This is a genomic window from Iodidimonas nitroreducens (assembly GCA_000710935.1).
In the GTDB taxonomy this organism is placed as follows: domain Bacteria; phylum Pseudomonadota; class Alphaproteobacteria; order Sphingomonadales; family Rhodothalassiaceae; genus Iodidimonas; species Iodidimonas nitroreducens.
This window is the reverse complement of the sequence record BAYV01000109.1, coordinates 32,495-53,118: the sequence shown is the minus strand read 5'-3', so window position 1 is coordinate 53,118 and position 20,624 is coordinate 32,495. Positions and strand designations below refer to the sequence as shown.

Annotated in this window: 22 protein-coding genes, 2 tRNA genes and 1 other RNA gene; 17 read left to right on the top strand and 8 right to left on the bottom strand. The window is 56.7% G+C overall.

What is annotated here, in order from left to right; all coding sequences use genetic code 11:
* Positions 1 to 577 precede the first annotated feature (577 nt).
* The gene (locus tag AQ1_RS13260; protein WP_042088128.1) at positions 578 to 1,537 is read right to left on the bottom strand and encodes a complex I NDUFA9 subunit family protein; all 960 of its coding nucleotides are present in this window, start codon (positions 1,535 to 1,537) and stop codon (positions 578 to 580) included.
* A 130-nt stretch (positions 1,538 to 1,667) separates the two neighbouring features.
* On the opposite strand from AQ1_RS13260, the gene AQ1_RS13255 reads away from it, so the two are divergent.
* Positions 1,668 to 1,754 (top strand) — tRNA-Leu (locus AQ1_RS13255).
* 173 nt (positions 1,755 to 1,927) lie between these two features.
* On the opposite strand, the gene AQ1_RS14750 is transcribed toward AQ1_RS13255, so the two are convergent.
* Positions 1,928 to 2,299 (bottom strand): energy transducer TonB, encoded by a 372-nt coding sequence (locus AQ1_RS14750; protein ID WP_081837342.1) that lies wholly within the window; start codon positions 2,297 to 2,299, stop codon positions 1,928 to 1,930.
* A gap of 318 nt (positions 2,300 to 2,617) precedes the next feature.
* Between AQ1_RS14750 and AQ1_RS13245 the strand changes: the two genes are divergently transcribed.
* Positions 2,618 to 2,707 (top strand) — tRNA-Ser (locus tag AQ1_RS13245).
* Positions 2,708 to 3,234: 527 nt separating this feature from the next.
* Here the strand turns inward: AQ1_RS13245 and AQ1_RS13240 are convergent.
* Entirely contained in the window at positions 3,235 to 3,483 is a 249-nt protein-coding gene (locus tag AQ1_RS13240) for a TFIIB-type zinc ribbon-containing protein (RefSeq protein WP_042088127.1), read from the bottom strand.
* 394 nt (positions 3,484 to 3,877) lie between these two features.
* Here AQ1_RS13240 and AQ1_RS13235 point away from each other — a divergent pair, with 394 nt between their 5' ends.
* The 8 genes from AQ1_RS13235 (at position 3,878) to AQ1_RS13200 (ending at position 10,507) form a co-directional block, all read left to right on the top strand.
* A complete protein-coding gene (locus AQ1_RS13235; RefSeq protein ID WP_150006687.1) occupies positions 3,878 to 4,519 on the top strand; it encodes a hypothetical protein in 642 nt (213 codons plus the stop codon).
* 320 nt (positions 4,520 to 4,839) lie between these two features.
* Positions 4,840 to 4,974 (top strand): hypothetical protein, encoded by a 135-nt coding sequence (locus tag AQ1_RS15590; protein ID WP_313978201.1) that lies wholly within the window; start codon positions 4,840 to 4,842, stop codon positions 4,972 to 4,974.
* A gap of 128 nt (positions 4,975 to 5,102) precedes the next feature.
* Positions 5,103 to 6,479: a chromate efflux transporter gene (gene chrA / locus AQ1_RS13225; RefSeq protein ID WP_042088125.1), complete on the top strand. Its 1,377-nt coding sequence runs from the start codon at positions 5,103 to 5,105 to the stop codon at positions 6,477 to 6,479.
* A gap of 24 nt (positions 6,480 to 6,503) precedes the next feature.
* Positions 6,504 to 7,217: a spermine/spermidine synthase domain-containing protein gene (locus tag AQ1_RS13220; RefSeq protein ID WP_042088123.1), complete on the top strand. Its 714-nt coding sequence runs from the start codon at positions 6,504 to 6,506 to the stop codon at positions 7,215 to 7,217.
* Positions 7,218 to 7,377: 160 nt separating this feature from the next.
* Entirely contained in the window at positions 7,378 to 7,686 is a 309-nt protein-coding gene (locus tag AQ1_RS13215; protein WP_042088121.1) for an EthD family reductase, read from the top strand.
* A gap of 51 nt (positions 7,687 to 7,737) precedes the next feature.
* Positions 7,738 to 9,165 carry a leucyl aminopeptidase family protein gene (locus tag AQ1_RS13210; RefSeq protein ID WP_313978212.1) on the top strand — a complete coding sequence of 476 codons (1,428 nt, stop codon included), beginning with the start codon at positions 7,738 to 7,740 and terminating at the stop codon, positions 9,163 to 9,165.
* Positions 9,166 to 9,227: 62 nt separating this feature from the next.
* Entirely contained in the window at positions 9,228 to 9,614 is a 387-nt protein-coding gene (locus AQ1_RS13205; protein ID WP_042088119.1) for a MarR family winged helix-turn-helix transcriptional regulator, read from the top strand.
* 11 nt (positions 9,615 to 9,625) lie between these two features.
* Positions 9,626 to 10,507 carry a C40 family peptidase gene (locus AQ1_RS13200; RefSeq protein ID WP_042088117.1) on the top strand — a complete coding sequence of 294 codons (882 nt, stop codon included), beginning with the start codon at positions 9,626 to 9,628 and terminating at the stop codon, positions 10,505 to 10,507.
* 68 nt (positions 10,508 to 10,575) lie between these two features.
* Here AQ1_RS13200 and AQ1_RS13195 read toward each other — a convergent pair whose 3' ends face one another.
* The 3 genes from AQ1_RS13195 to nudC form a co-directional block, all read right to left on the bottom strand.
* A complete protein-coding gene (locus AQ1_RS13195) occupies positions 10,576 to 11,154 on the bottom strand; it encodes a c-type cytochrome (RefSeq protein ID WP_052371288.1) in 579 nt (192 codons plus the stop codon).
* Between the two features lie 269 nt (positions 11,155 to 11,423).
* Complete coding sequence (locus tag AQ1_RS13190) at positions 11,424 to 14,153, bottom strand: M1 family metallopeptidase (protein ID WP_052371287.1); 2,730 nt, start codon at positions 14,151 to 14,153, stop codon at positions 11,424 to 11,426.
* Positions 14,154 to 14,209: 56 nt separating this feature from the next.
* Entirely contained in the window at positions 14,210 to 15,163 is a 954-nt protein-coding gene (nudC, locus tag AQ1_RS13185) for an NAD(+) diphosphatase (protein ID WP_042088114.1), read from the bottom strand.
* 178 nt (positions 15,164 to 15,341) lie between these two features.
* On the opposite strand from nudC, the gene AQ1_RS13180 reads away from it, so the two are divergent.
* The 6 genes from AQ1_RS13180 (at position 15,342) to recR (ending at position 19,418) form a co-directional block, all read left to right on the top strand.
* Positions 15,342 to 15,926, top strand: a complete 585-nt coding sequence (locus tag AQ1_RS13180; RefSeq protein ID WP_042088111.1) for an RNA polymerase sigma factor — start codon at positions 15,342 to 15,344, stop codon at positions 15,924 to 15,926.
* The gene (locus AQ1_RS13175; protein ID WP_042088110.1) at positions 15,910 to 16,296 is read left to right on the top strand and encodes a DUF6768 family protein; all 387 of its coding nucleotides are present in this window, start codon (positions 15,910 to 15,912) and stop codon (positions 16,294 to 16,296) included. Before AQ1_RS13180 ends, AQ1_RS13175 begins: the two co-directional genes overlap by 17 nt.
* Before the next feature lie 78 nt (positions 16,297 to 16,374).
* Positions 16,375 to 16,469: signal recognition particle sRNA small type (gene ffs, locus AQ1_RS15035), an RNA gene on the top strand.
* A gap of 114 nt (positions 16,470 to 16,583) precedes the next feature.
* Positions 16,584 to 18,473 carry a DNA polymerase III subunit gamma/tau gene (locus AQ1_RS13170; RefSeq protein ID WP_081837339.1) on the top strand — a complete coding sequence of 630 codons (1,890 nt, stop codon included), beginning with the start codon at positions 16,584 to 16,586 and terminating at the stop codon, positions 18,471 to 18,473.
* Positions 18,470 to 18,793, top strand: coding sequence for a YbaB/EbfC family nucleoid-associated protein (locus AQ1_RS13165; protein WP_042088108.1), 324 nt, complete (start codon positions 18,470 to 18,472; stop codon positions 18,791 to 18,793). The genes AQ1_RS13170 and AQ1_RS13165 overlap by 4 nt, the downstream gene beginning before the upstream one ends.
* Positions 18,794 to 18,800: 7 nt before the next feature.
* Positions 18,801 to 19,418, top strand: coding sequence for a recombination mediator RecR (gene recR, locus AQ1_RS13160; protein WP_042088106.1), 618 nt, complete (start codon positions 18,801 to 18,803; stop codon positions 19,416 to 19,418).
* A gap of 73 nt (positions 19,419 to 19,491) precedes the next feature.
* Here recR and AQ1_RS13155 read toward each other — a convergent pair whose 3' ends face one another.
* Entirely contained in the window at positions 19,492 to 19,965 is a 474-nt protein-coding gene (locus tag AQ1_RS13155) for a (deoxy)nucleoside triphosphate pyrophosphohydrolase (RefSeq protein ID WP_042088104.1), read from the bottom strand.
* 82 nt (positions 19,966 to 20,047) lie between these two features.
* Between AQ1_RS13155 and AQ1_RS15370 the strand changes: the two genes are divergently transcribed.
* Entirely contained in the window at positions 20,048 to 20,266 is a 219-nt protein-coding gene (locus AQ1_RS15370; RefSeq protein WP_042088385.1) for a Flp family type IVb pilin, read from the top strand.
* A gap of 35 nt (positions 20,267 to 20,301) precedes the next feature.
* On the opposite strand, the gene AQ1_RS13145 is transcribed toward AQ1_RS15370, so the two are convergent.
* The gene (locus AQ1_RS13145) at positions 20,302 to 20,514 is read right to left on the bottom strand and encodes a hypothetical protein (protein WP_042088102.1); all 213 of its coding nucleotides are present in this window, start codon (positions 20,512 to 20,514) and stop codon (positions 20,302 to 20,304) included.
* Positions 20,515 to 20,624 lie beyond the last annotated feature (110 nt).

Below are 20,624 nucleotides of genomic sequence, written 5' to 3'. Positions count from 1 at the left end.
AATTTGAAATACGAGCACGAATTGTCCATTATGGCAGTATTGCTGCCTTAATAAGATCAGGGGTCGAGACGGATCGTTGTCGCCCGGCGCAGATGATAGGCGATCATGCGGGCCGTTTGTTTGCGGCTATCCTTGTCTGGGCCAGCCTTTGGGCCAGCCTCTGGGCCAGTCTTTGGCCTCGACAAGGCTGAATTTTGATCGGGGCGCAGAGGCTCAGCCCCCACTCTGTCAGAGATGGATGCTTTATCTGCGAAGGGTTTCATCCGTTGATGTGACATAGACCCACCTGTTTCCGGCCTTTCAATCCTGTTTTGCTAGACCCTAGCAAGCTTTGGGCCAGATTCACTCTTGCCGGGTTGAAGGGCCAAAAAACCCTTGATTTTATGGCAGCCGATGCCCATCAAAAGGCAAAGTGCGATCCTGTGTGAGGGATCCGGGATGATCCGGCCCGCCGGGCGCTTCCTGCCTTGGGGCATGATCGGCCCGGCAGACCCTGCCCCTTGCCTCGATCCAATGGGGTGTCATTCTGAGCCCTGTGAAACGGCCTTATGGGTGCTTGGGCCGTGTGAAACGGGCTTTATTGATTTCGGGGCCGTGTGAAACGGCCTTGGGGGGCATAAAGATCAAGATAGCCGGGCAGGATGGCTTCGGCGGCCGTGGGGCTGATCCCCAGATCGCGCAGGCCGGGGGTGTTTTCATGCACGATATTATCCTGCTGCAGCATCAGCAATTGATCCGGCGTCAGGGGCGGCGAAGGCAGATATTGCAAAAAACTTGCCTGCAGCCGGGCCAATGGCATGGGAATATCCAGCAAAGGGCGCTTTTGCCCCGAATAATGAAGGATCATTCCCAGCAAAGCCCGAAAGCTGTAGATCTTTGGTCCGCCCAATTCATGGAGGGTCGCCTTTTCCGGCGCGGGCTGGCGCAAGGCGGCGAGAACCGCATCCGCCACATCCCCCACATAAACCGGCTGAAAGCGGGTCTCACCGGCGATCACCGGCATGAAGGGCAGCTTTTTGGCAAGGGCGGCAAAGCGGTTGGTGAAAGCATCGTCCGGCCCGAAAACAAGGCTGGGGCGCAGGATATGGGCCTTGGGGAAGGCGTCTCTCACTGCCTGCTCGCCTTGCGCTTTGCTGATAGCATAAAGGGAAGGAGAGGCGGCATCCGCACCAATGGCCGAAAGATGCACCAGATCGCTGATCCCCAGTTCGGCGGCAGTGCGGGCGATCAGGCCCGCGCCCTTTGCCTGCACCAGATCAAAGCGTTGCCGGCCCGATTGGCTGAGGATTCCCACCAGATTGATTGCGATATCGCTGCCCGCCAATGCGGCTTTGATGGAAGGCGCATTCGTCAGATCGGCGGGCACGGCATGGATTTGGCCCATTTCGCCCAAAGGCTTTAGAAAATAGGCGTTATCGGGATGGCGCACGGCCACCCGGATCCGATAGCCTGCCCGCGCCAGCCTTTGCACCACAGCGCGGCCGATGAAGCCGGAACCGCCAAAAACCGTTGCCAATCGGGCGTCTTTTATGGGCATGATGTTTTAAGGCTCCCGCTGCTTTGAAAGAGGAATGAGAATCATTGTGTCATTCCTCGGCGATCAAATAAAGCGCCTTGACAAGGGGCTTTGTGGGTTCTAGTGATCGCGACCTTGATGACCCACCTGTGCCCAGGTGGCGGAATTGGTAGACGCGCTGGCTTCAGGTGCCAGTGATCGCAAGGTCGTGGAGGTTCGAGTCCTCTCCTGGGCACCATCATCTTCCGGTCATAGATCCCAGTATTTGGCATCGCTGCCATCGTCCCCGTCCCTTGCTCATGCTTTGAACGCAAAAACCGCCATCCCGGTTTTAAGCGGGAGAACGGTTTTTCAGCAAAAGCGACCATAAATGGCTTGGCGCAAGGCTAAAGTCTAACCTAAAGCCCGAGTTTAGCGTAAAGCCCAGGCCAAAGGCAGGATGAAGGTCAGCTGATCATCACTCAGCTCATTGGGTGGAGCCGGCAGGGGGCTGATCCGTTCCATCAATTTTGGCACTTCACGATCCAGAACATCATGGCCGGTATTTTCGAGAATTTCAAAATTGGCAATCGTGCCATCCCGGGCAATGGTGATCTGAACGCGGGCATTGCCCTCGATTTCACGCCGCAGGGCAGATCGTGGATAAACCTGCTTTTGGGCAACGACCTTCACGATGGATCTTTGCCAGCTTGCGATATCCGCCGCCTGTGCAAAAACAGCGCTCGTAGCCAGAAAAGAGACTGCAGCCAGCCCCATGAACAGTTTTTTGAATTCTCTTGTCATCGGCATTCTTCCCTATCAGACGATTTCTGAGGCGGCATAGAGAACCCTCTCAAATCCGCGCTCATCCTGATCCCATAGGAGTAAATCTAAGCTTCAAATGTAAAACTGCATTTAAGGAACATAGTTAATTTAAAATTTATTCTTAATGAATCTTAATGGTTGAAGGCGCCAATAACCATTTGCGGGGCAGGTTGATCCAAAAATACAAAGAAACAGCCTGAGATTTTGCGGCCAAGGCATCTGCGCGCTTGCGTTCATAGGATGAACGACTATAGTGCGCCCCGTTCGTCTGATGAACTTTTCCAAAGACGACTTTGCGGAGCGGTGGCCGAGCGGTTTAAGGCGCACGCCTGGAAAGCGTGTTGGGGTGTAAGCCCCTCGAGGGTTCGAATCCCTCCCGCTCCGCCAATATACTATATAATTCAATGGGTTATGATAAATATCAGGCGCCAACCCATTAATTGATCCACCTATAAAAATGGCTAAACCTCAGTTCATATGGGTTTTTGTCCATGCCCTTGGCCTTTATAGCGCCGCGCCATGCAACTTGCTGCTGGCCAGTCGCAGAAGAAGGACAGCAAGCACGCCGCGGGCTTATGACTTTAAGGTGAGAGAACAGGGCCTTTAGAAGACGCGGTTCTCGGCATGCGCGGACGCGCGCTAGGCACATTGTATTTCCGGCTGACGACTCCGCATCCCCATCAAAAGCAACAGGTGTGCGGTCGCCTCAAACCGGCAGGGACTGAATAGGCTGCCCGGTGACGCTTTCAGCCGATACGTCACGCTTCGCCACGAGGGCAACCGCACCCAGCAAACATAGCAGAAATTTCCAGAAAAGTCTTTTCGATTTTATTGATATGAATGAGCCCTGTTAAAATTGGGGATACCCTGCAGGCGAGAAGGACCTCTGATTTTGGTCAGCCGTTCTTGGCTTATCAGAAATCGAACAGTTCGCTTAAAAACGATTCCTTTTTTTTACGGTAAGGCTTTTGGCCACGTTCCTGGCCTTCATAGCGCTGCGCCGTTTGCGTGGGGGCAGAGTTTGGAGTGCCGACCGAGCGTTCGATGATCTTGTCAAGCTCCCCGCGATCGAGCCATATCCCGCGGCATTTGGGACAATAATCGATCTCGACATCACTGCGTTCGGTCATGATCAGGGTTTCATTATCGATGGGACATTTCATCTCAGTTCGGCTCCTCTTTTATAATCAGTCTGATGATCAGCATGTGGGGTGGATTTCGCGTTGTTCAATCGTGGGTCTTGCAAAGGAGGAGATGGCCGGCCAAGGAGGAGACGGGGGAGAAAGCCCGTCACCCCCCATATGGGGCATTCACAAAGCTTTCAATCGTCGATCAAGCGTTGGTGCCAAAATCTCCCAATATGAAATCACATAGCAAGTCATGCCTATTTTATAGAGATGTTTCTTGGGGGTTGAAATCATATTTATCAATAATCATGTGGATAAAGCATAAAGAAAAAGAATAATTTATGGCTGATAAGTCAATTCTTTTTCTTTTACGAAACGTGTCTGCTTTTATCGGCAGACTTATTTGACTTATAAAAACAGGAGAAGCCAGATGATAAATCTGCGTATTCTTATGATGACGACAGTCCTGACCACCGCATTTGGAAGTGCCGCCCTGGCGCAGGATTATGAGGTGCCAACAGCGGATAATGGCGAATGGGTTAGCCTCACCGGCAGCGTTGCTTCGGTATCGGGTGATCGGTTTACATTGGATTATGGCGATGATGATCTGACCGTAGAGATGGATGATTTCGATGTGTATGATGAAAATCTTCTCGAAGAAGGGGATCAGGTCACGGTTTCCGGTCGTATCGATACTGATTTTGTCGAAAACAAATCGCTGGAAGCCAGTTCGGTTTATGTTGATACGCTGAACGAATATTTCTATGCCAGCGCTGCCGATGAAGAAGATGGCTATTACAGCTTTGTCGCCAATGATTATTGGGATGGCGGCGATTGGATCTCGCTGACAGGCGAGGTGATATCTATTGATGACAATCACTTCACCCTTGATGCTGGCTTGGTCGAATATGTGATCGATACCGATCAGATGTCATATGATCCCTTGGATGATGAGGGTGCCGAGCAGGTCGAAGTTGGCGAGCGTGTCGTTGTTTCCGGCGAATTTGACACCTTCAATCTCTATGATGATGAAGATATCGAGGCGCAGGCGCTGACGACCCTTTCGGGCTGATGCCCTCGGCCCCCATTCATTGATCGTGATCGCTTGGTGTCACCCCAAAATCTCCGCCGATCAATCCCCCGATTGCAGGGCATCGAGGATCGGGCAATCCGGCACTTCATCGCCGGAACATCTGGCCAGTGCATGCCCAAGGATCTGTTCCATGCGCTGAAGATCGGCGATTTTCGCGCGCACATCCGCCAGATGATGTTAGGTTCGCGCCATCACGTCTGCGCGAGCTTTGATCGCCGCCGCTTCCACTGATGCCGGTTATCCGGCCCATGCGCTGGAATAGCTATCCCCTATGGTTTAAAAGGATTTGTGATGCCTGAATGCTGCTCCCCCTTGATGCGGTGCCGCGGGCACTGGCAGCCCGGGATGTGCGGGGAATGATCAAGCTGGTGGCCGATAAAACCATCGATCGCCTGCTGCGCGGGATAGGGGCCAAGGAGGGGCCCGCCCTTTAAATCTTTTGCCAAATCTTGGCTCTTATCCTTGGCATCATAAGCGGCTTCCGCATAGGCTGATCATCATGCCATAAAGCCTGTTGCCCCCTTGCCACGCGCAAAGCCCCCTTCATGATGGTCACAGCCCGATGACCCAAAATCGCCCTTATCCCAGCCTTGCCGAGGCCACCCGCATCTGGGCACAGATCGGCCTTTTGAGCTTTGGCGGACCGGCGGGGCAGATTGCGCTGATGCACCGGATTCTGGTCGAAGATCATAAATGGCTGGGCGAAAAGCGGTTTCTCCATGCCCTCAATTATTGCATGCTGCTGCCCGGACCCGAGGCCATGCAGCTTGCGGTTTATATCGGCTGGCTGATGCATCGCACGCCGGGCGGGATCATCGCAGGTGTTCTGTTTGTTTTGCCCGGTGTGGTGGCGATCATGGCCTTGAGCTGGATCTATGCCCTTTGGGGTCATGCCGGGCCGGTTGAAGCGTTGTTTTTCGGGCTGAAGGCTGCCGTGCTGGCCATTATTGTGGATGCAGTGATCCGTATCGGATCGCGCGCTTTGAAAAACAGGGCCATGCTGGCCATCGCGGGGGCATCCTTCATCGCCATATTTGGCTTTGCCGTCCCTTTTCCGCTGATCATCATCGGTGCGGGGCTGATCGGATTTTTGGGGGCCCGGGCCGGGCTTGGTGCCTTCATGGCTGGGGGCGGACATGGCAAGCCGGGCCAGATCGAAGTGGCGGATCGCGATACTCTTTTGGGCGAGGAAGCGCCCGTGCATAGTCGGGTGAACCGTGGCTGGGCCTTTCGCATCTCAGCCATTTTTCTTGGCGCCTGGCTTCTGCCCCTGATGGCGCTGTTTGGGGTCTTTGGCCCGGAAAATATTTTTACCCGGATTGCCGGATTTTTCAGTGCCATGGCGGTGGTCACATTCGGCGGTGCTTATGCGGTGCTGGCCTATGTGGCTCAGGAAGCGGTGCAGAATTTCGGCTGGCTGGCCTCGGGTGAGATGCTCGATGGGCTGGGCATGGCGGAAACCACCCCCGGCCCGCTGATCATGGTCACCCAATTTGTGGGCTTCATGGGGGCCTTTCGCGATGCCGGGGGCCTGCCGCCGCTATTGGCCGCAACGCTGGGCGGTCTGCTCACCACATGGATGACCTTCACCCCGTGTTTTTTATGGATTTTTCTGGGTGCGCCCTTTATCGAACGGCTGCGGGGAAATCAAACGGTGACAGCGGCGCTGACGGCGATTACCGCCGCCGTGGTGGGGGTGATCCTCAATCTTGCCTTATGGTTTGGATTGCATGTGATCTTTACTGAATTGCGCCCCTACAATGCCTTTGGTTTGCAGCTGGATATTCCCATCATGGCCTCCATCAATGGCCCGGCTTTGGCGCTGGCGGCCTTGGCCACGCTGGGCGTGTTTTATCTTCGTTTAATGCCGGTTATCATTCTGGCGGGCTGCGCTGGGATTGGCTTTGTCTTTCATCTCTCCGGGATAGCCGTGATCTGAACCTCCGATATAAGATTGACCCATATGAGCCTGCTTTTTGAAGAATTGGACTATCAACCCACCGCCATCGGGGATTTGAGCCTGCGCCGCCGCCGCGAATTGAGCTTGGGCATCGATGTTTTTGAAATCAAACTTGGCGATGCCTTTTTGATGTCGAGCCTCTTTACCCAATCCGAGATCGCCCTCGCCCGCTTGGGCATCGCCGCCCTCACAGGGGATAAGCTCGATATTCTGGTGGGGGGCTTGGGGCTTGGCTATAGCGCGCAGGCGGTTTTGGAGCATGAACAGGTGGGATCGCTGGTCGTGATCGAAATGCTGGATGCGGTGATCAATTGGCACCGCAGCGGGCTTTTGCCCCTTGGCCCCGTGCTGATGGATGATCCGCGCTGCCAGATCATCGCCGGTGATTTTTTTGCTTTAGCCAAAAGCGAAAGGGGCTTTGATCCGGCGGCTCCCGGTCGGCTGTTTGATGCGATTCTGGTGGATATCGATCATGCACCCGATGATTTGCTCGATGCCCGCAGCACGAATTTTTATCAAGCCGATGGCCTGCGGGCAGTGGCATCCCATCTGAAGCCGGGCGGGGTGTTTGGTCTATGGTCGAATGATTTGCCCGACGATATGTTTACCGCGCGGCTCAACACGGTTTTTGCGAAAGCCTGGGCCGAGCCGGTGACATTTCACAATCCATTGCAGGATAAGCCCTTTACCCAAACCGTTTATCTCGCGGAATCATAAGAACCATAAAAATGGTCCTTGCTGATCATAAAGGGCCGCTTCAGAGGTGCAAATCATTGCCGAAAGGGCATGGGGGGGCTTATGCTGATGGTTTGATCCTGCTCCCACGCCCCGGGTTCCTGATCGCGGAACAGGGGGCCTTCATATTGAAAGGTTGTTTATGTCTTTATCCTTGCAGGTTTTATATCCTCAGGCTGAGGGAACCCACTTTGATCACGCCTATTACAACAGCACGCATATGGCGATTGTCGCCAAGCAGATCGGCGCCCAGATCGAAAGTACCATGGTGATCAAGGGTTTGGCCGGTGGCCCCGGTACGGCACCGCCCTTTCATGCGATTGCTACCATCCGCTTTGCCGATCAGGCCAGCATGGATGAAGCCATGACCAAAATGGGCCCGGCGGTGGCCGATATCCCCAATTTTTATAATGGAACACCATTGACGATGATCGGTGAAATCGTCGGCTGATCAGGGGCAAAGCCACTCTCCCCAAAAAAACCCCGATGATGAGGTGAAACCGTGACTTTTGATGCCGGGCCGTGCCTTTTGGCAAAGGCCGATGATCGTGCGTTTGAAGATTGTCTGGCGATCCGGGCGTTGGATCAGGCCGGTTTTGAGCAGTGGCTTCAAACCGCCCCGCCATCGAGCCGGGCATGGGTGGAGCGGCATCAATTCCGGCCCCAGAAAGGCGCGGTGCTGATGCTGCCCGGGGCCACGGATTTCGCGCCGGTCATTCTGGTGGGCTTGGGTGAGGCTGGCAGCCTTCAAGGCCCCGATCCCTGGGGCTGGGCGCTGGTGGCCGAACGCTTGCCGCCGGGATGCTATTTCATCGATGGGGATATGCCGTCCCAGGCCCAGATGATGGCCGGGCTTGGCTGGGCTTTAGCCCATTATCGCTATGATCCCTATCTTCAAAATCAGCCGGATCGCCCGCTCAGGCAACTGATCATTCCCGATGCCGGGGCGCGGATCGCGGCCATGCGCGATGCGAAAGCCATCGCCCTGGTGCGTGATCTGGTGAACAGCCCCGCCAATGATATGCTGCCGGGCGATCTGGAGCGGGTGGCCCGCGATCTGGCGCAAAGCTGGTCGGCGGATATCGAGGTGATTTGCGGCGAGCAGCTTTTGGCGCAGAATTTTCCCACTATTCATGCGGTTGGCCGGGCATCAAGCGATGCGCCGCGCCTCATCGATATCCGCTGGGGGTCGCCCGATGCGCCGCGCCTCACTTTGGTGGGAAAGGGTGTGTGTTTTGATTCGGGGGGGCTGGATATCAAACCCGCGAGCGGGATGCGCCTGATGAAAAAAGACATGGGCGGCGCGGCGCATGTTCTGGGGCTGGCCCAAAGGATCATCGATGATGATCTGCCCGTGCGCCTGCGGGTGCTGATCCCGGCGGTGGAAAATGCCATCGCGGGCAATGCCTTTCGCCCCGGCGATATTCTGCGCACCCGCAAGGGATTGTCGGTGGAGATTGGCAATACCGATGCTGAAGGGCGGCTGGTTTTATGTGATGCGCTGGCTTGGGCCTGTGAGGAAAAGCCCGATCTTTTGCTCGATTTCGCAACGCTGACCGGGGCAGCGCGGGTGGCTTTGGGGCCGGATCTGCCCGCTTTATTCACCGCCGATCATGCCCTGGCCGAAAGCTATGCCAAAGCCGCGATCCATACGGGCGATCCCTTGTGGCGGCTGCCTTTATGGGATGCATATCTCGAATATCTCGATAGCCCCATCGCCGATATTGCCAATGCGGGCGATAGCCCCTTTGCCGGAGCTATTACGGCGGCGCTTTATCTGTCGCGATTTATTGAAAAAGGCCAGTGCTGGGCGCATTTCGATGTCTATGCCTGGGCGCAAAAGCCCCGCCCCGGTCGCCCGATGGGGGGGGAAGCGATGGCCCTGCGCGCCAGTTTCGAGGTGATCAAAAACCGCTATACCGCATCCTGACTTGCCTTTTGAGCCAATTTTGTTACGCTATCCGAATGAATGTGGGGTGATAGGATCAGGTCTTGGCACAACAGAATTTGGCTGATGTTTTGGGGCTTTGGCACCGTGCTTTGGTCAGCAGTGTGCGCCATGATGCGCCGGATCTCACCACCCGGCAGATGGCCATTCTGCTCAGCGTTTATACCACCTCGCCGCCCCATACCGTGCGCGGGCTGGCGGCGGAACTGGGGGTTGCAAAACCTGTGATCACAAGGGCGCTGGATAGTTTGAGCGTTCATGGCTATCTGAAAAGAAAGCGTGATGAAAAAGATCGGCGCAGCGTTCTGGTGCAACGCACGGTGAAGGGGGCTGTTTATCTCAGCGAATTTCGCGATTCCGTGGTTCGCGCCGGGGAGCCGCAAAGGCCGCAGGCCGATCACACCGCACAAACACCTGCACAGGCTTTGTAATCCTTTTGAAGATGGACCCCCGCATAACCCCGGCTCGCCCCGATCTTGCGGCCTCTGCCTTGAAAGATAAGGTGAAGGCTTTGCGCTATGCAGAAGGGCGCACGGCGATCATCACCAAAGGCAGCACGGCCCTGCGCGGCAGCCGAAACAGCCGTGGCAAGCAGATGACCGAGCTTTTGTTTGGCGAGCGGTTTACGGTTTATGAAAATCGCGTGGGCTGGATCTGGGGGCAATCTCAACGCGATGGCTATGTGGGCTATGCCACCGCCAAGGCTTTCAATATCGATCTGCCGCTTGAGCCAGCGCCGCCCAGCCATATCATCATCAGCCTGTTTGCCCATCTTTACAGTAAGGCCGATATGAAATCGCCGGTTCTTGGCCTGCTGCCCATGACATCCCTTTTAAGCCTTGATGATCTAAGCGCATGCGGCCGATTTTATCATGTGGTGGAATGTGATGGCTGGATCAGCACCCGGCATGTGGCGCCCCTTGATGGCCCTTATGAAGATGCGGTGCTGGTTGCGGAACGTTTTTACGATGTCCCTTATTTATGGGGGGGCAAAACCGCCAGCGGTATCGATTGCAGCGGTCTTGTTCAGGTCTCGATGGCCCGGGCCGGATTTGATCTGCCGCGGGATTCCGATTTGCAATATCAGGCGATTCTGGCCAAAGGCTGGTCCCCGCAAAGCCTTGAAACCGCCCGCCGGGGTGATCTGGCGTTTTTCCCCGGTCATGTGGGGATCATGCTGGATCAGGAAACCCTGCTTCATGCCAATGCCACCTTCATGGCCGTTACCGCCAATCCCATCGAAGATGTGATCCGCTGGGTGGGCAAACATCATGAAGCACCGTTTCGCGGACTGTTCCGCCCCCCCAAACCCGCCGAATCATAAAAAGCCTGATCATGAAAAGGGGGCGCGCTGGCCCCCTTCATCTTTCACTCGGTCATCCCGATGCAGGCTTATTCCTGCGCAGGTTCTTCAGCCGGCACATCCTGAGCAGATGCGGCCTCAGGAGACGGCAAAGGCTCGGGGTTATCCGCCTGCATTCGCAAAAAAGCAATCAGATCAGCGCGTTCCGTTTCCTTGCGCACCCCGGCAAAGGCCATTTTATTGCCCGGAATCGTGCTTTTGGGATCGAGCAGCCAAGCATCAAGGCGCTCATAGGTCCAATCGCCTTCATGATTTTGCAGGGCATCGGAATAGCTAAAGCCATCCACATGCGCAATCGATGCCCCCACCACAGCATAAAGATTGGGGCCGATCTTGTTGGCTCCGCCCTTATCATAGCTGTGACAGGCCGCGCATTTGGCAAAGGCACGCTGGCCCTTATCGACCGATGCATCAGCCAGCAACATGGCAAGGCTGGGGCCTTGTTCTTCCGGTGCGGCGGCATCAGCCGTTTCGGCTTCGGGCAGGGCCACGGCATAGGCCGGGGTTTCCGGGGCTTCAACATGAAACCGCCCTTCGGCCAGCATGGCGCTGCCCTTGACCAGCAAAAGCGAGATCAGGATCCCCGCAAGGATTTTGTTAATCGTCATCGTATCCACGAACTGTGCTCCTATACCCCAGTTTTTTAGCCAAAACATGTTGACCCAAACATGCTGGCTTAAACGTGCCAAACCCGCTCAATTTTGCGGCGCAAAGCTTAAACCGCCTGCCGCAGATCTGACAAGCCGCACCCTCTTTGGGCTGCTTTTATCCTGCGAAACCGCCCGATGCAATGCGACAGAACGTCAATATTGCCGATAAACGCAAAAAGCGCCGGATGATCCACCCGGCGCTCCTTTCTGAATCAGGGCATCAAAGCTTAGCGCGCGGCGAAATAGGCATCCACTTCCGGGCCTTTTTCTGCCAAAAGCGCGGCGCATAGCCTGATGCGTTCCAATGTCTGGGCCAATTCCCGCGGGCCGCCTTCAAGGTCTTCGACCTTATTTTGGAAGAAGGCATCCACTTCGTTCGCCCGTTCGGTGGAACAAAAGCCCGCCCCCATATTGACGATGGCCCCTTTGCGCCAAGTGGGGATGCGTGGCAAAAGCACATCCATATTGCTTTGCACCCAAGCCCAGATGGCTTCGCGTTGGGCAGGCTCGCCGCTTTGGGTGAAGGCAATCATGGTGGCTTCATTATCCCGCAGGCGGGGATCGCCGATGATGCCGCGCATCAGGCTCGCCACCGCATCATCGGATGCCGAGGCAAGGGCTGAAAGCGCCCGCTGGCGGAAGGTGGCATCCCGCGATGCCAAAGCCCGATCCAGCAGATTTTGCGCAAAAGGCAAGTCTTTATCGGCTACCGCCACGGTGAGAGCGGTGCCCACAAGACCGGAGTCGATGGCCGCAGGGTCGAGGTCTTCGGCTGCCAGATAATTTTCAACACGGCTGACCAACGCGGCCCGCACCGCATCATCTTCGGCAAGGAGGGCCAAAGCCCCCACAAGGCTGGTGCGCAACAGGCTGGCGTCGCCATCTTCGCCCGCTTTGGCTTCAAGCCCCAAAGAAGCCAGACGCTCGCTATAAAGCTGTTGGACCAATGCCGCAATTCCAGCTTTCGCCGCTTCAGTCCCCGCAAGGCGTTCCTTCATCAGGGCCAGATCCCCCAAAGGCTGGGTTGCGACTTCGCGATTAGACGCCGCGGCCAGAACGGGAAAGGCTTCGACCAGGGTTTCGGTGGTGGCATCATCAGACCGATAGGCCGCCGACAGGGAGCTTAAAAGCGCCTGAGCTTCCCGGTCGCTCAACTGATTGAAATTCTCAAACAGTGCCGACCAGCCTTCATCTGAAAGCGCCATGCGATAATAGCCAGAGCCCTGATCATTGGGCATCAACCAGGCCGGGCATTGATCGGTGGGCAGATCGAGATCGGCCTGTTCGGTGCTGAGCAAGGTGCAAATGCGGGTGCGTTCGCCCCCTTCGGCCCCAAAAGCCATACACACCGGCACCTGCCATGTGCGATTGCGGTCCCCTTCAGAGCCAATGGGGAAATAGCGCTGCTGCGACAGGGAAACCGTTGGATTGGCACCATCGGCACAGCTTAATTCCGCCCGCACGATGGGAACGCCGGGCTGAAACAAAAAGCTGCGGAAGGCATCCACCACATCCGGGCGGCCCGATCCATCGGCCAAAGACGACAGAAAATCATTCACATCCGCCACATCATGGGCAAAACGCTGCATATGCAGCCGCACCCCTTCGCGGAAGGCGTCTTCACCCAGCCAAGCTTCAAACATTGCCAGCACCCCGCCGCCTTTGCGATAGGTGATCCCATCGAAAGCGGTGGCGATATCATGGTTCGACAGGATCGGTTCCCGGATCTGCCGGGCGGTGCTGAGCGAATCGGCCCCCATCACCCCCAGCGCCCCACGGAAGGTTGCGGTGGCATAGCCGCCCCCCGGAAAGGCCATATCAACGGCCTTGTTCCCCATCCATGTGGCAAAAGATTCATTCAGCCAGATATCATCCCACCATTTGGGGGTAACCAGATTGCCAAACCATTGATGCGCCAGTTCATGAGAATGAACCGAGGCATAGCGGCGCTTTTGCGCTTCGGAAACGGTTGTGCCATCCCCCAGCAAAAGCAATTGCTCGCGATAGGTGATCGCCCCCACATTTTCCATGGCGCCGGCAGCAAAATCGGGCACCGCGATGATATCGAGCTTGGGATAAGGGAAGGCGACATTGAAATAGGATTCCAGCGCATCAACGATAGGCTGGGTATTTTCGAGGGCATAGCCAAGCTGATCCCCCTTGCCCTTTGTGGCCACCCCGCGCAGGGGCAAAGGCCGGTCGCGCACATCATTGGGCGGCAGATCGCCAAAATCAACCACATCCAAAGGCCCCACGGCAAAAGCGATCAGATAGGTGGGAAGGGGCGGGGTGGTGGCAAAACTGCGGGTAACCAGCCCATTTTCAGGATCGGTGACAGCGGTTTGCGGGGTGGCGGTGATCACCACATCATCGGCTTTGGCTGTGACCTTGATATCAAAAGGCGTTTTAAACACCGGCTCATCAAAGCTTGGGAAAGCCAGCCGCGCCGAGGTCGCTTCAAATTGGGTAAAGGCATAGGCATCGCCCCCGTCATTCACCTTATAGAGCCCTTCAAGGGCGCCATTGAACGGGGCATCATATACAAAATGCAGGGTTGCAGCCCCAAGAGGTGGCACCTGATCCAGATCAAGACGCGCAATGCCGGTGGCATCCACCTGTTCATAGCTGGCTTCGATGCGCTGCTCGCCGGTTGTCAGCCACACATCTTCAACTGTCAGATCATTGCCATGCAAAAAAATCACCGATGAGGGTTGATTGATGGTGACATCAATGCCCACACGGCCGGAAAAGCGCTCTTCTTCCGGCAGAATGGTAAGATTAAGGCGATAATGTTCGGGCACCACCGCCATGCCAAGCTGGCCGGCGGGGATCGCATCCACAGCCTTTCCTGCTTCGGTGTTTGTGCCCGATCCGGTTTCGCCCCCATTGCCACAAGCGGCCAGGGCCCCAAGGCCCATAAGCGCCATGGTTGTATAAAATGTGCGCATGATGCGCATGTGCCGTCTCCCGATGCTTATTGGTATTTTACTGTATCGAACCATAATATCAGTGATTAGCGTTCGTCCAGCCATCTTCTGAGCAAATGATAGGCGATGGCGATGGATTGGGGCAGAACGAGGCTTGGATTCGTTCCCGCAAGGGATGCGGTCACCTCATCACGATGAAACCAGCGGACATCTTCCAGCTCTTCTCGATCCATCACGATCTGATCATCCAGCGCTTCGGCCAAAAATCCCAGCATCAGATTCGAGGGAAAAGGCCAGGGCTGGCTGCCGATATACTGCACCCCGCCGATTGTGATGCCGGCTTCTTCATGAACTTCACGGCGGACCGCGGCTTCAAGGCTTTCGCCCGATTCCACAAAGCCCGCCAGCGCCGAATACATGCCCGCCGGAAAGCCGGGCTGTCGCCCCATCAGGCAATGATCGCCGCGCACCGCCAGCATGATTGCCACCGGATCGGTGCGGGGATAATGCTCGGTTTCACAGGCCGCGCACCAGCGCTGATAACCGCCCCGCCGCGATTCTGTCGGGGCACCGCAGCGGGCGCAGAAACGATGATGGCGGTGCCAGGCCAGAATGGCCAGCGCCTGGGCGGCGGTCCCGCTGGTCCCCTGATCATTTCGTGGATCGCTCAACTGCAAGGCCAGTGATCGCCCATCGATGAAAAAAGCTGGTGGGGTTGCTTTGGCCATAGCATCCGGCAGGGCCCAATCGTCCGGGGCGCGGATGGCAAAAAGCGGGGTTTGATCGGGGTCTACTCCCAAAAACACAATATCAGCCCCGGCTTTGATCAGGGGGGCGATCTGTGCCTGATCAAAAAGGCATAAGCGAAGCGGAGGACCGGCATGAACGGCGATTTTTCCGGCCCGCACGGCCAGAAAGCGTCCCCTTTGAGAAGCGTCCTGCAGCCAGTGTTCGTCACCGCGACGATTTTCACAGCGATCAAGAGGATTGCCGCAATAGGCGATGCGCAGGTCCGGGCGATAAAGAGATGCGGATTTCATCCGCCTGTGATGCCATAGATCAGCCGCCAGACCAATCGTCCTTTAAAAAAAAGGCATCCGCAAAAAATCAACATTGGACAATGAACCGAAATGGCACAATCGGACACCTTATTCCTGTGGTGCAGGGATTTGAGCCGATCGATAAAGGCAGCGGCAACAAAAAGAAGGGGAGCACAGCGTGCGCAGCGACAAAGAGCACCTGCTTGATGAATATCTGGTGACGGCCGCCCGCGTGGGCGACGAGCGGGCACTGGATCATCTGGTGGCCCGCTTTCATCCTCGGCTTTTGCGGCATGCCTACAGGCTTTTAGGACATGAAGCCATGGCGCAGGATATGGCCCAAGAAGCATGGGAGCAGATTGTGCGTGGTCTGGCAGGGCTGGATGATGCCCGCGCCTTTCCCGCCTGGGCCTATCGCATCGTTACACGCCGCTGCGCCCGCGCTATTCGGCAATTGGAAAAGAACCGGACTGGCCAGAAAGCTCTGGCAGCCGAACCGGCCCCGCCTGCCGATGCACCGCATGTTGATCAGGAGGCTGACCGCACCCGCCAAACGAACATAGCCCGCGTTCTGGCGGCTTTGCAGACTTTGCCGGGGCCGCAAAAGGCCGCTTTGGCCCTTTTTTATCTGGAGGATATGAGCGTGGCAGACATTGCCATCGCGCTGGAAATTCCTGTGGGGACGGTGAAAACCCGCCTGATGCACGGGCGCTCGAAAATTCGCGACATCATGAAAGGATATGACGATGAGCAAGCTGGATGAATTGATTGAAGACGCACTGAAGCATGAAAACCGGACACTGTCGGGCTATACCAAGGAACCGGGTTATTTCACCCAGGCCAAGGGGCTGTTTCGCGGCCCGCTCGGCTGGGTGATATGGCTGGTTTATCTGATGCAAATTCTTGCTTTCCTGGGCGGCGTTTATGCCTTTTGGCAAATGCTTATCGTGCCGGAAAGCGTTATGGCCGTGCGCTGGGGTGTGGGGACCATTCTTCTTTTTTTGACCACCCTTTCAGGCAAAAGTTTCATGGGCAGCCATATGGAAGCGAATCGCATCCTGCGTGAGATGAAACGGCTGGAATTGCGGTTGTCCTTAATGGAAACGACAAAAACCGACAACAAAGCGGAATGAGGCCGCCAGAGAGGGTCATCCGCATCAACCATGCGCATCCCCTCTTGCATCATCGGCGCCAAACACGCATATAGCCCGTGGAAGCCGGTGCGGACGGTCCGTTCGCCAATCCGGTCAGGTCCGGAAGGAAGCAGCCGTAACGAATTCGGTCCGGGTCGTGCCGGTTTCCACCTCAAAGATTTTGCCATCCTGCGATCCTGCGGGATCTGCACGCAAAGATCGGTGGCCATGCGGGCGCGGCCTGTCATAAGATCGGCCCATCATCAGTCCAAAACAGGGTCGGTCTCATGAGCGATAACCGCGAACCCAATTCTGAACCCGGCCCTGAACCCAATTCTGAACCCGGCAGCCAAGCCAGTAATGTTCCCTATCGGGTTCTGGCGCGCACATATCGCCCGCAAACCTTTGAAGCCCTGATCGGTCAGGAGGCGATGGTCCGCACTTTGGGCAATGCCATTGCCGCTGGTCGGCTGGCCCATGCCTTCATTCTGACCGGGGTTCGCGGCGTCGGCAAAACCACAACCGCGCGGCTGATCGCCCGGGCGCTCAATTGCATTGGCCCCGATGGCAATGGCGGCCCCACCACAAGCCCCTGCGGCCAGTGCGATCCCTGCACGGCGATTGCCGCATCGCGCCATGTGGATGTCATCGAAATGGATGCCGCCAGCCGCACCGGCGTTGATGATATTCGTGAAATCATTGATGGCGTGCATTATGCGCCGGTGTCTGCCCGTTATAAAATCTACATCATTGATGAAGTGCATATGCTTTCGAAAAATGCCTTCAATGCCCTTCTCAAGACTCTTGAAGAGCCGCCTGCCCACGTCAAATTCTTGTTTGCCACCACCGAAATCCGCAAGCTTCCGGTCACTGTTTTATCGCGCTGCCAGCGCTTTGATTTAAAGCGGGTGGATGCGCAGGCGATGATTGCCCATCTGAGGGGCATTTGCGAAAAGGAGAGTGCCGAGGCTGATGAAACGGCGCTGGCAATGATCGCCCGGGCCTCTGAAGGATCGGTGCGCGATGCGCTTTCTTTGCTTGATCAGGCGATTGCCCATGGCGGCGGCGCGGTACGCCTTGATGATGTGCGCGATATGCTGGGGCTGGCGGATCGGGCGCGGGTTCTCGATCTCACCAAAGCGGTGATGGCAGGCGAGTTGCCAGAAGCTCTCACCATCCTGCGCGGGCAATATGATCTGGGGGCCGATCCGGCGGTGGTGCTGGGCGATATGCTCGATCTCATCCATTGGCTGACCCGGCTGAAGGTGATGCCCGAAGCCGGGGAAACAAGCGCCCCCGAAGCCGAGCGCCATCAGGGGGCCGAGATGGCCCAAAGCCTTGCCATGCCGCATCTGACCCGGGCATGGCAGATGCTCTTGAAAGGGCTGGATGAGGTGCGCCGTGCCCCCAGCCCGATTGCGGCGGCGGAAATGGTGCTGATCCGGCTGGCTTATGCCGCTGATCTGCCCAGCCCTGCCGATGTGATCCGGGCGCTGCAAAAAAACGATGCCAAAAGCGGTGATGTCGCCCCATCATCAGGCCAGACCGCGCCCCCTTCTTCGCAAAATCAGCCCCAAAGCGCCCGCATTCTGGCCCTGAGGCCCGATCATCAGGGCGCGGATACTGCCGCCGGTTCGCCGCCCGAACAGATGCCGCCCCAAAAGATGCAGCCCCGGCATGCCCCACCAAAAGATTTTGCGGCTCTGGTCCGCCTGTTTCATGCTGAAAAGGAAGGGGTGCTGGCAACAACCCTGAAAGATCAGGTGCGGCTGGTGGATTATCGCCCCGGGCGGCTGACGATCAATGTTTCAGACAAGGCCCCGCCCGATCTGGCGCGCCGGGTGCAAAGCTGCCTCCTTGCATGGACCGAAATGGCCTGGCAGGTGGTGATCAGCAATGAAGATGGTGCCCCCAGCTTGCGTGACAACGAACTGGAGCAGCAAAAACGCCAGCACGAAAATGCTTTGGCTGATCCTCTTGTCAGCGCCGTTCTCACGCAGTTTCCCGGGGCGAGGATCGTCGATATCCGGCCCCCCCATCGGATCGAACCATCGCTCGATGAACCGCCGGAGGGGGATGGATTTGATCCGTCCGATGGGCTATTTCCCGATGCGGGTTCATCGGATGATCTTTTGTTTCAAGGCCCGTCATTAAAGGGCAAGGAGAAGAATGCATGAAAAATCTGGGCCAAATGCTCAAGCAGGCACAACAGATGCAGCAGAAAATGGCCGATATGCAGCAGGTGTTAGACAGCATCGAGGTGACTGGCCAAGCGGGTGGCGGCCTGGTGCGGGTGACCTTATCGGCCAAAGGGGATTTGCGCGGTCTTCATATCGATCCGTCGCTGCTCAAGGCCGAAGAGGGCGAAATTCTCGAAGATCTGATCAAGGCGGCGCATCATGATGCCCGGCAAAAAGCGCAGGAGCGCAGCCAGGAAGAAATGAAAAAAATCACCGGAGGGCTGAACCTGCCCGAAGGCATGCAATTGCCCTTCTGAACAGCAGATGCCTGATCGCTTCACTCCTCCAGCCGCGCCGGTTGGTATCGATGGCCTTATCGCTTTGCTGGCGAAATTGCCGGGCCTTGGCCCGCGTTCGGCGCGTCGGGCAGTTTTGCAGCTCATCAAAAAGCGCGAAGGGCTGATGCAGCCTTTGGCCCGGGCTTTGGCAGATGTTGCCGAAAGCATCAAAATCTGCGGCCAGTGCGGCAATGTGGATGTTGTCGATCCCTGCGCCATCTGCCGCGATCCCCGCCGGGATGCCGGGCTTTTATGCGTTGTCGAAGATGTTGCTGATCTGTGGGCGCTGGATCGGGCTGGATTGTTTCGGGGGCGTTATCATGTTTTGGGGGGCACTTTATCGGCCCTCGATGGGGTTGGGCCTGATGACCTGTCGATCCCGGCTCTGATCGCCCGGGCGCAAAGCCCCGATCTGCAAGAGGTAATCCTTGCCCTCAATGCCACGGTCGATGGCCAGACCACGGCCCATTATATCACCGATCGGCTGGCCGATTGCGGGGTTGAGGTTACCGCCCTTGCCCATGGCCTGCCGGTGGGGGGCGAGCTTGATTATCTTGATGATGGCACTCTGGCCGCTGCTTTGAAGGCCCGCCGAAAATTCTGAGCGGCCGTCCCAATCTCATTCGATGCTCCGGATCAAGCCCGGGGCCACAAAGAAGAAAAATCAGGGCCAGCGATCACAGATGATCCTGTAGCATGGCCACCAAAGGCAGATCGGCGGCGGGCATGGGATAATCCCCCAAACGCTGGGGCCGCACCCATTTCAGATCCTGCGCCACCAGGGGTCGGGGCTGGCCATCCCAATTGCGAATCAGAAACAAGGGCATCAGCAGATGAAAATCTGCATAGGAATGGGATGAGAAGCTGAAGGGCAACATGCACGATGGGCACACATCGATGCCCAGTTCTTCATAAAGCTCCCGCGCCAGGGCGGCTTCGGGGATTTCGCCCCCCTCGATCTTGCCCCCGGGAAATTCCCACAAACCGGCCATTGCCTTGCCTTCCGGTCTTTGGGCGATGAGCACCCGGCCATCGGCATCGATCAGCGCCCCGGCCACCACCTGAATGATCGGCAGGCGGCCGCTGAGATCAATCGGCCGTGGGGGGCAGCTTTTGGATGATGCGGGTGCAGCCGCAGATGATGATCCCATATCAGCCCCTTCTCACGTCTTTGATTTTCATCGAATTGTTCGTTTAACGACATGGCAAGGATTGCTTGTCAGATTAAGCATCATGACACAGCACTTTGCAGATTTGCAGGTTTTTCTGGCCCGCCTCATTCATGACAGGCGCGGCGTCACCATCCTTGAATATGGGCTGATTCTTGCGGTGATGTCTTTGGTGATTCTGGCTGTTGCCTCGCTTTTCGGCAGTGAGGTCATTGATAATTTCAATGCCTTGTCCGGCGCGGTGGAGCAGGCGGAAGCCGGAGGAGATGAACCGGCACCTTAAAGCCCCGATTCCGTTTTTTGTCGCGTCCGAAAAAATCAGCGGCCGGCCTGCGCCGTTCTGGGGATCGCCACCGGCTCCTGTTTGCGATCGAGCATGGCTTTGCGCACGGCGGCCACTTCGCGGCGCATGGCTTCCAGTTCATCATGCTGGCTGTGGTCTTTGGGCACGCGACCGCTCAACAGCGCTTCATCAAGGGCACATTCCACTTGTTGCAGCAAGATCAGATAGGCATCGGATGGCTTGGTCATGATTGTTTCACCTCCAGACAGATAAGCATGTCGGTGGTCTCTATTCAAAAGCCGTGCCAGTTTTGAATCGGTCTGAAAATCCGCCTGAAAGTGGCCGATTGGGGATGCCG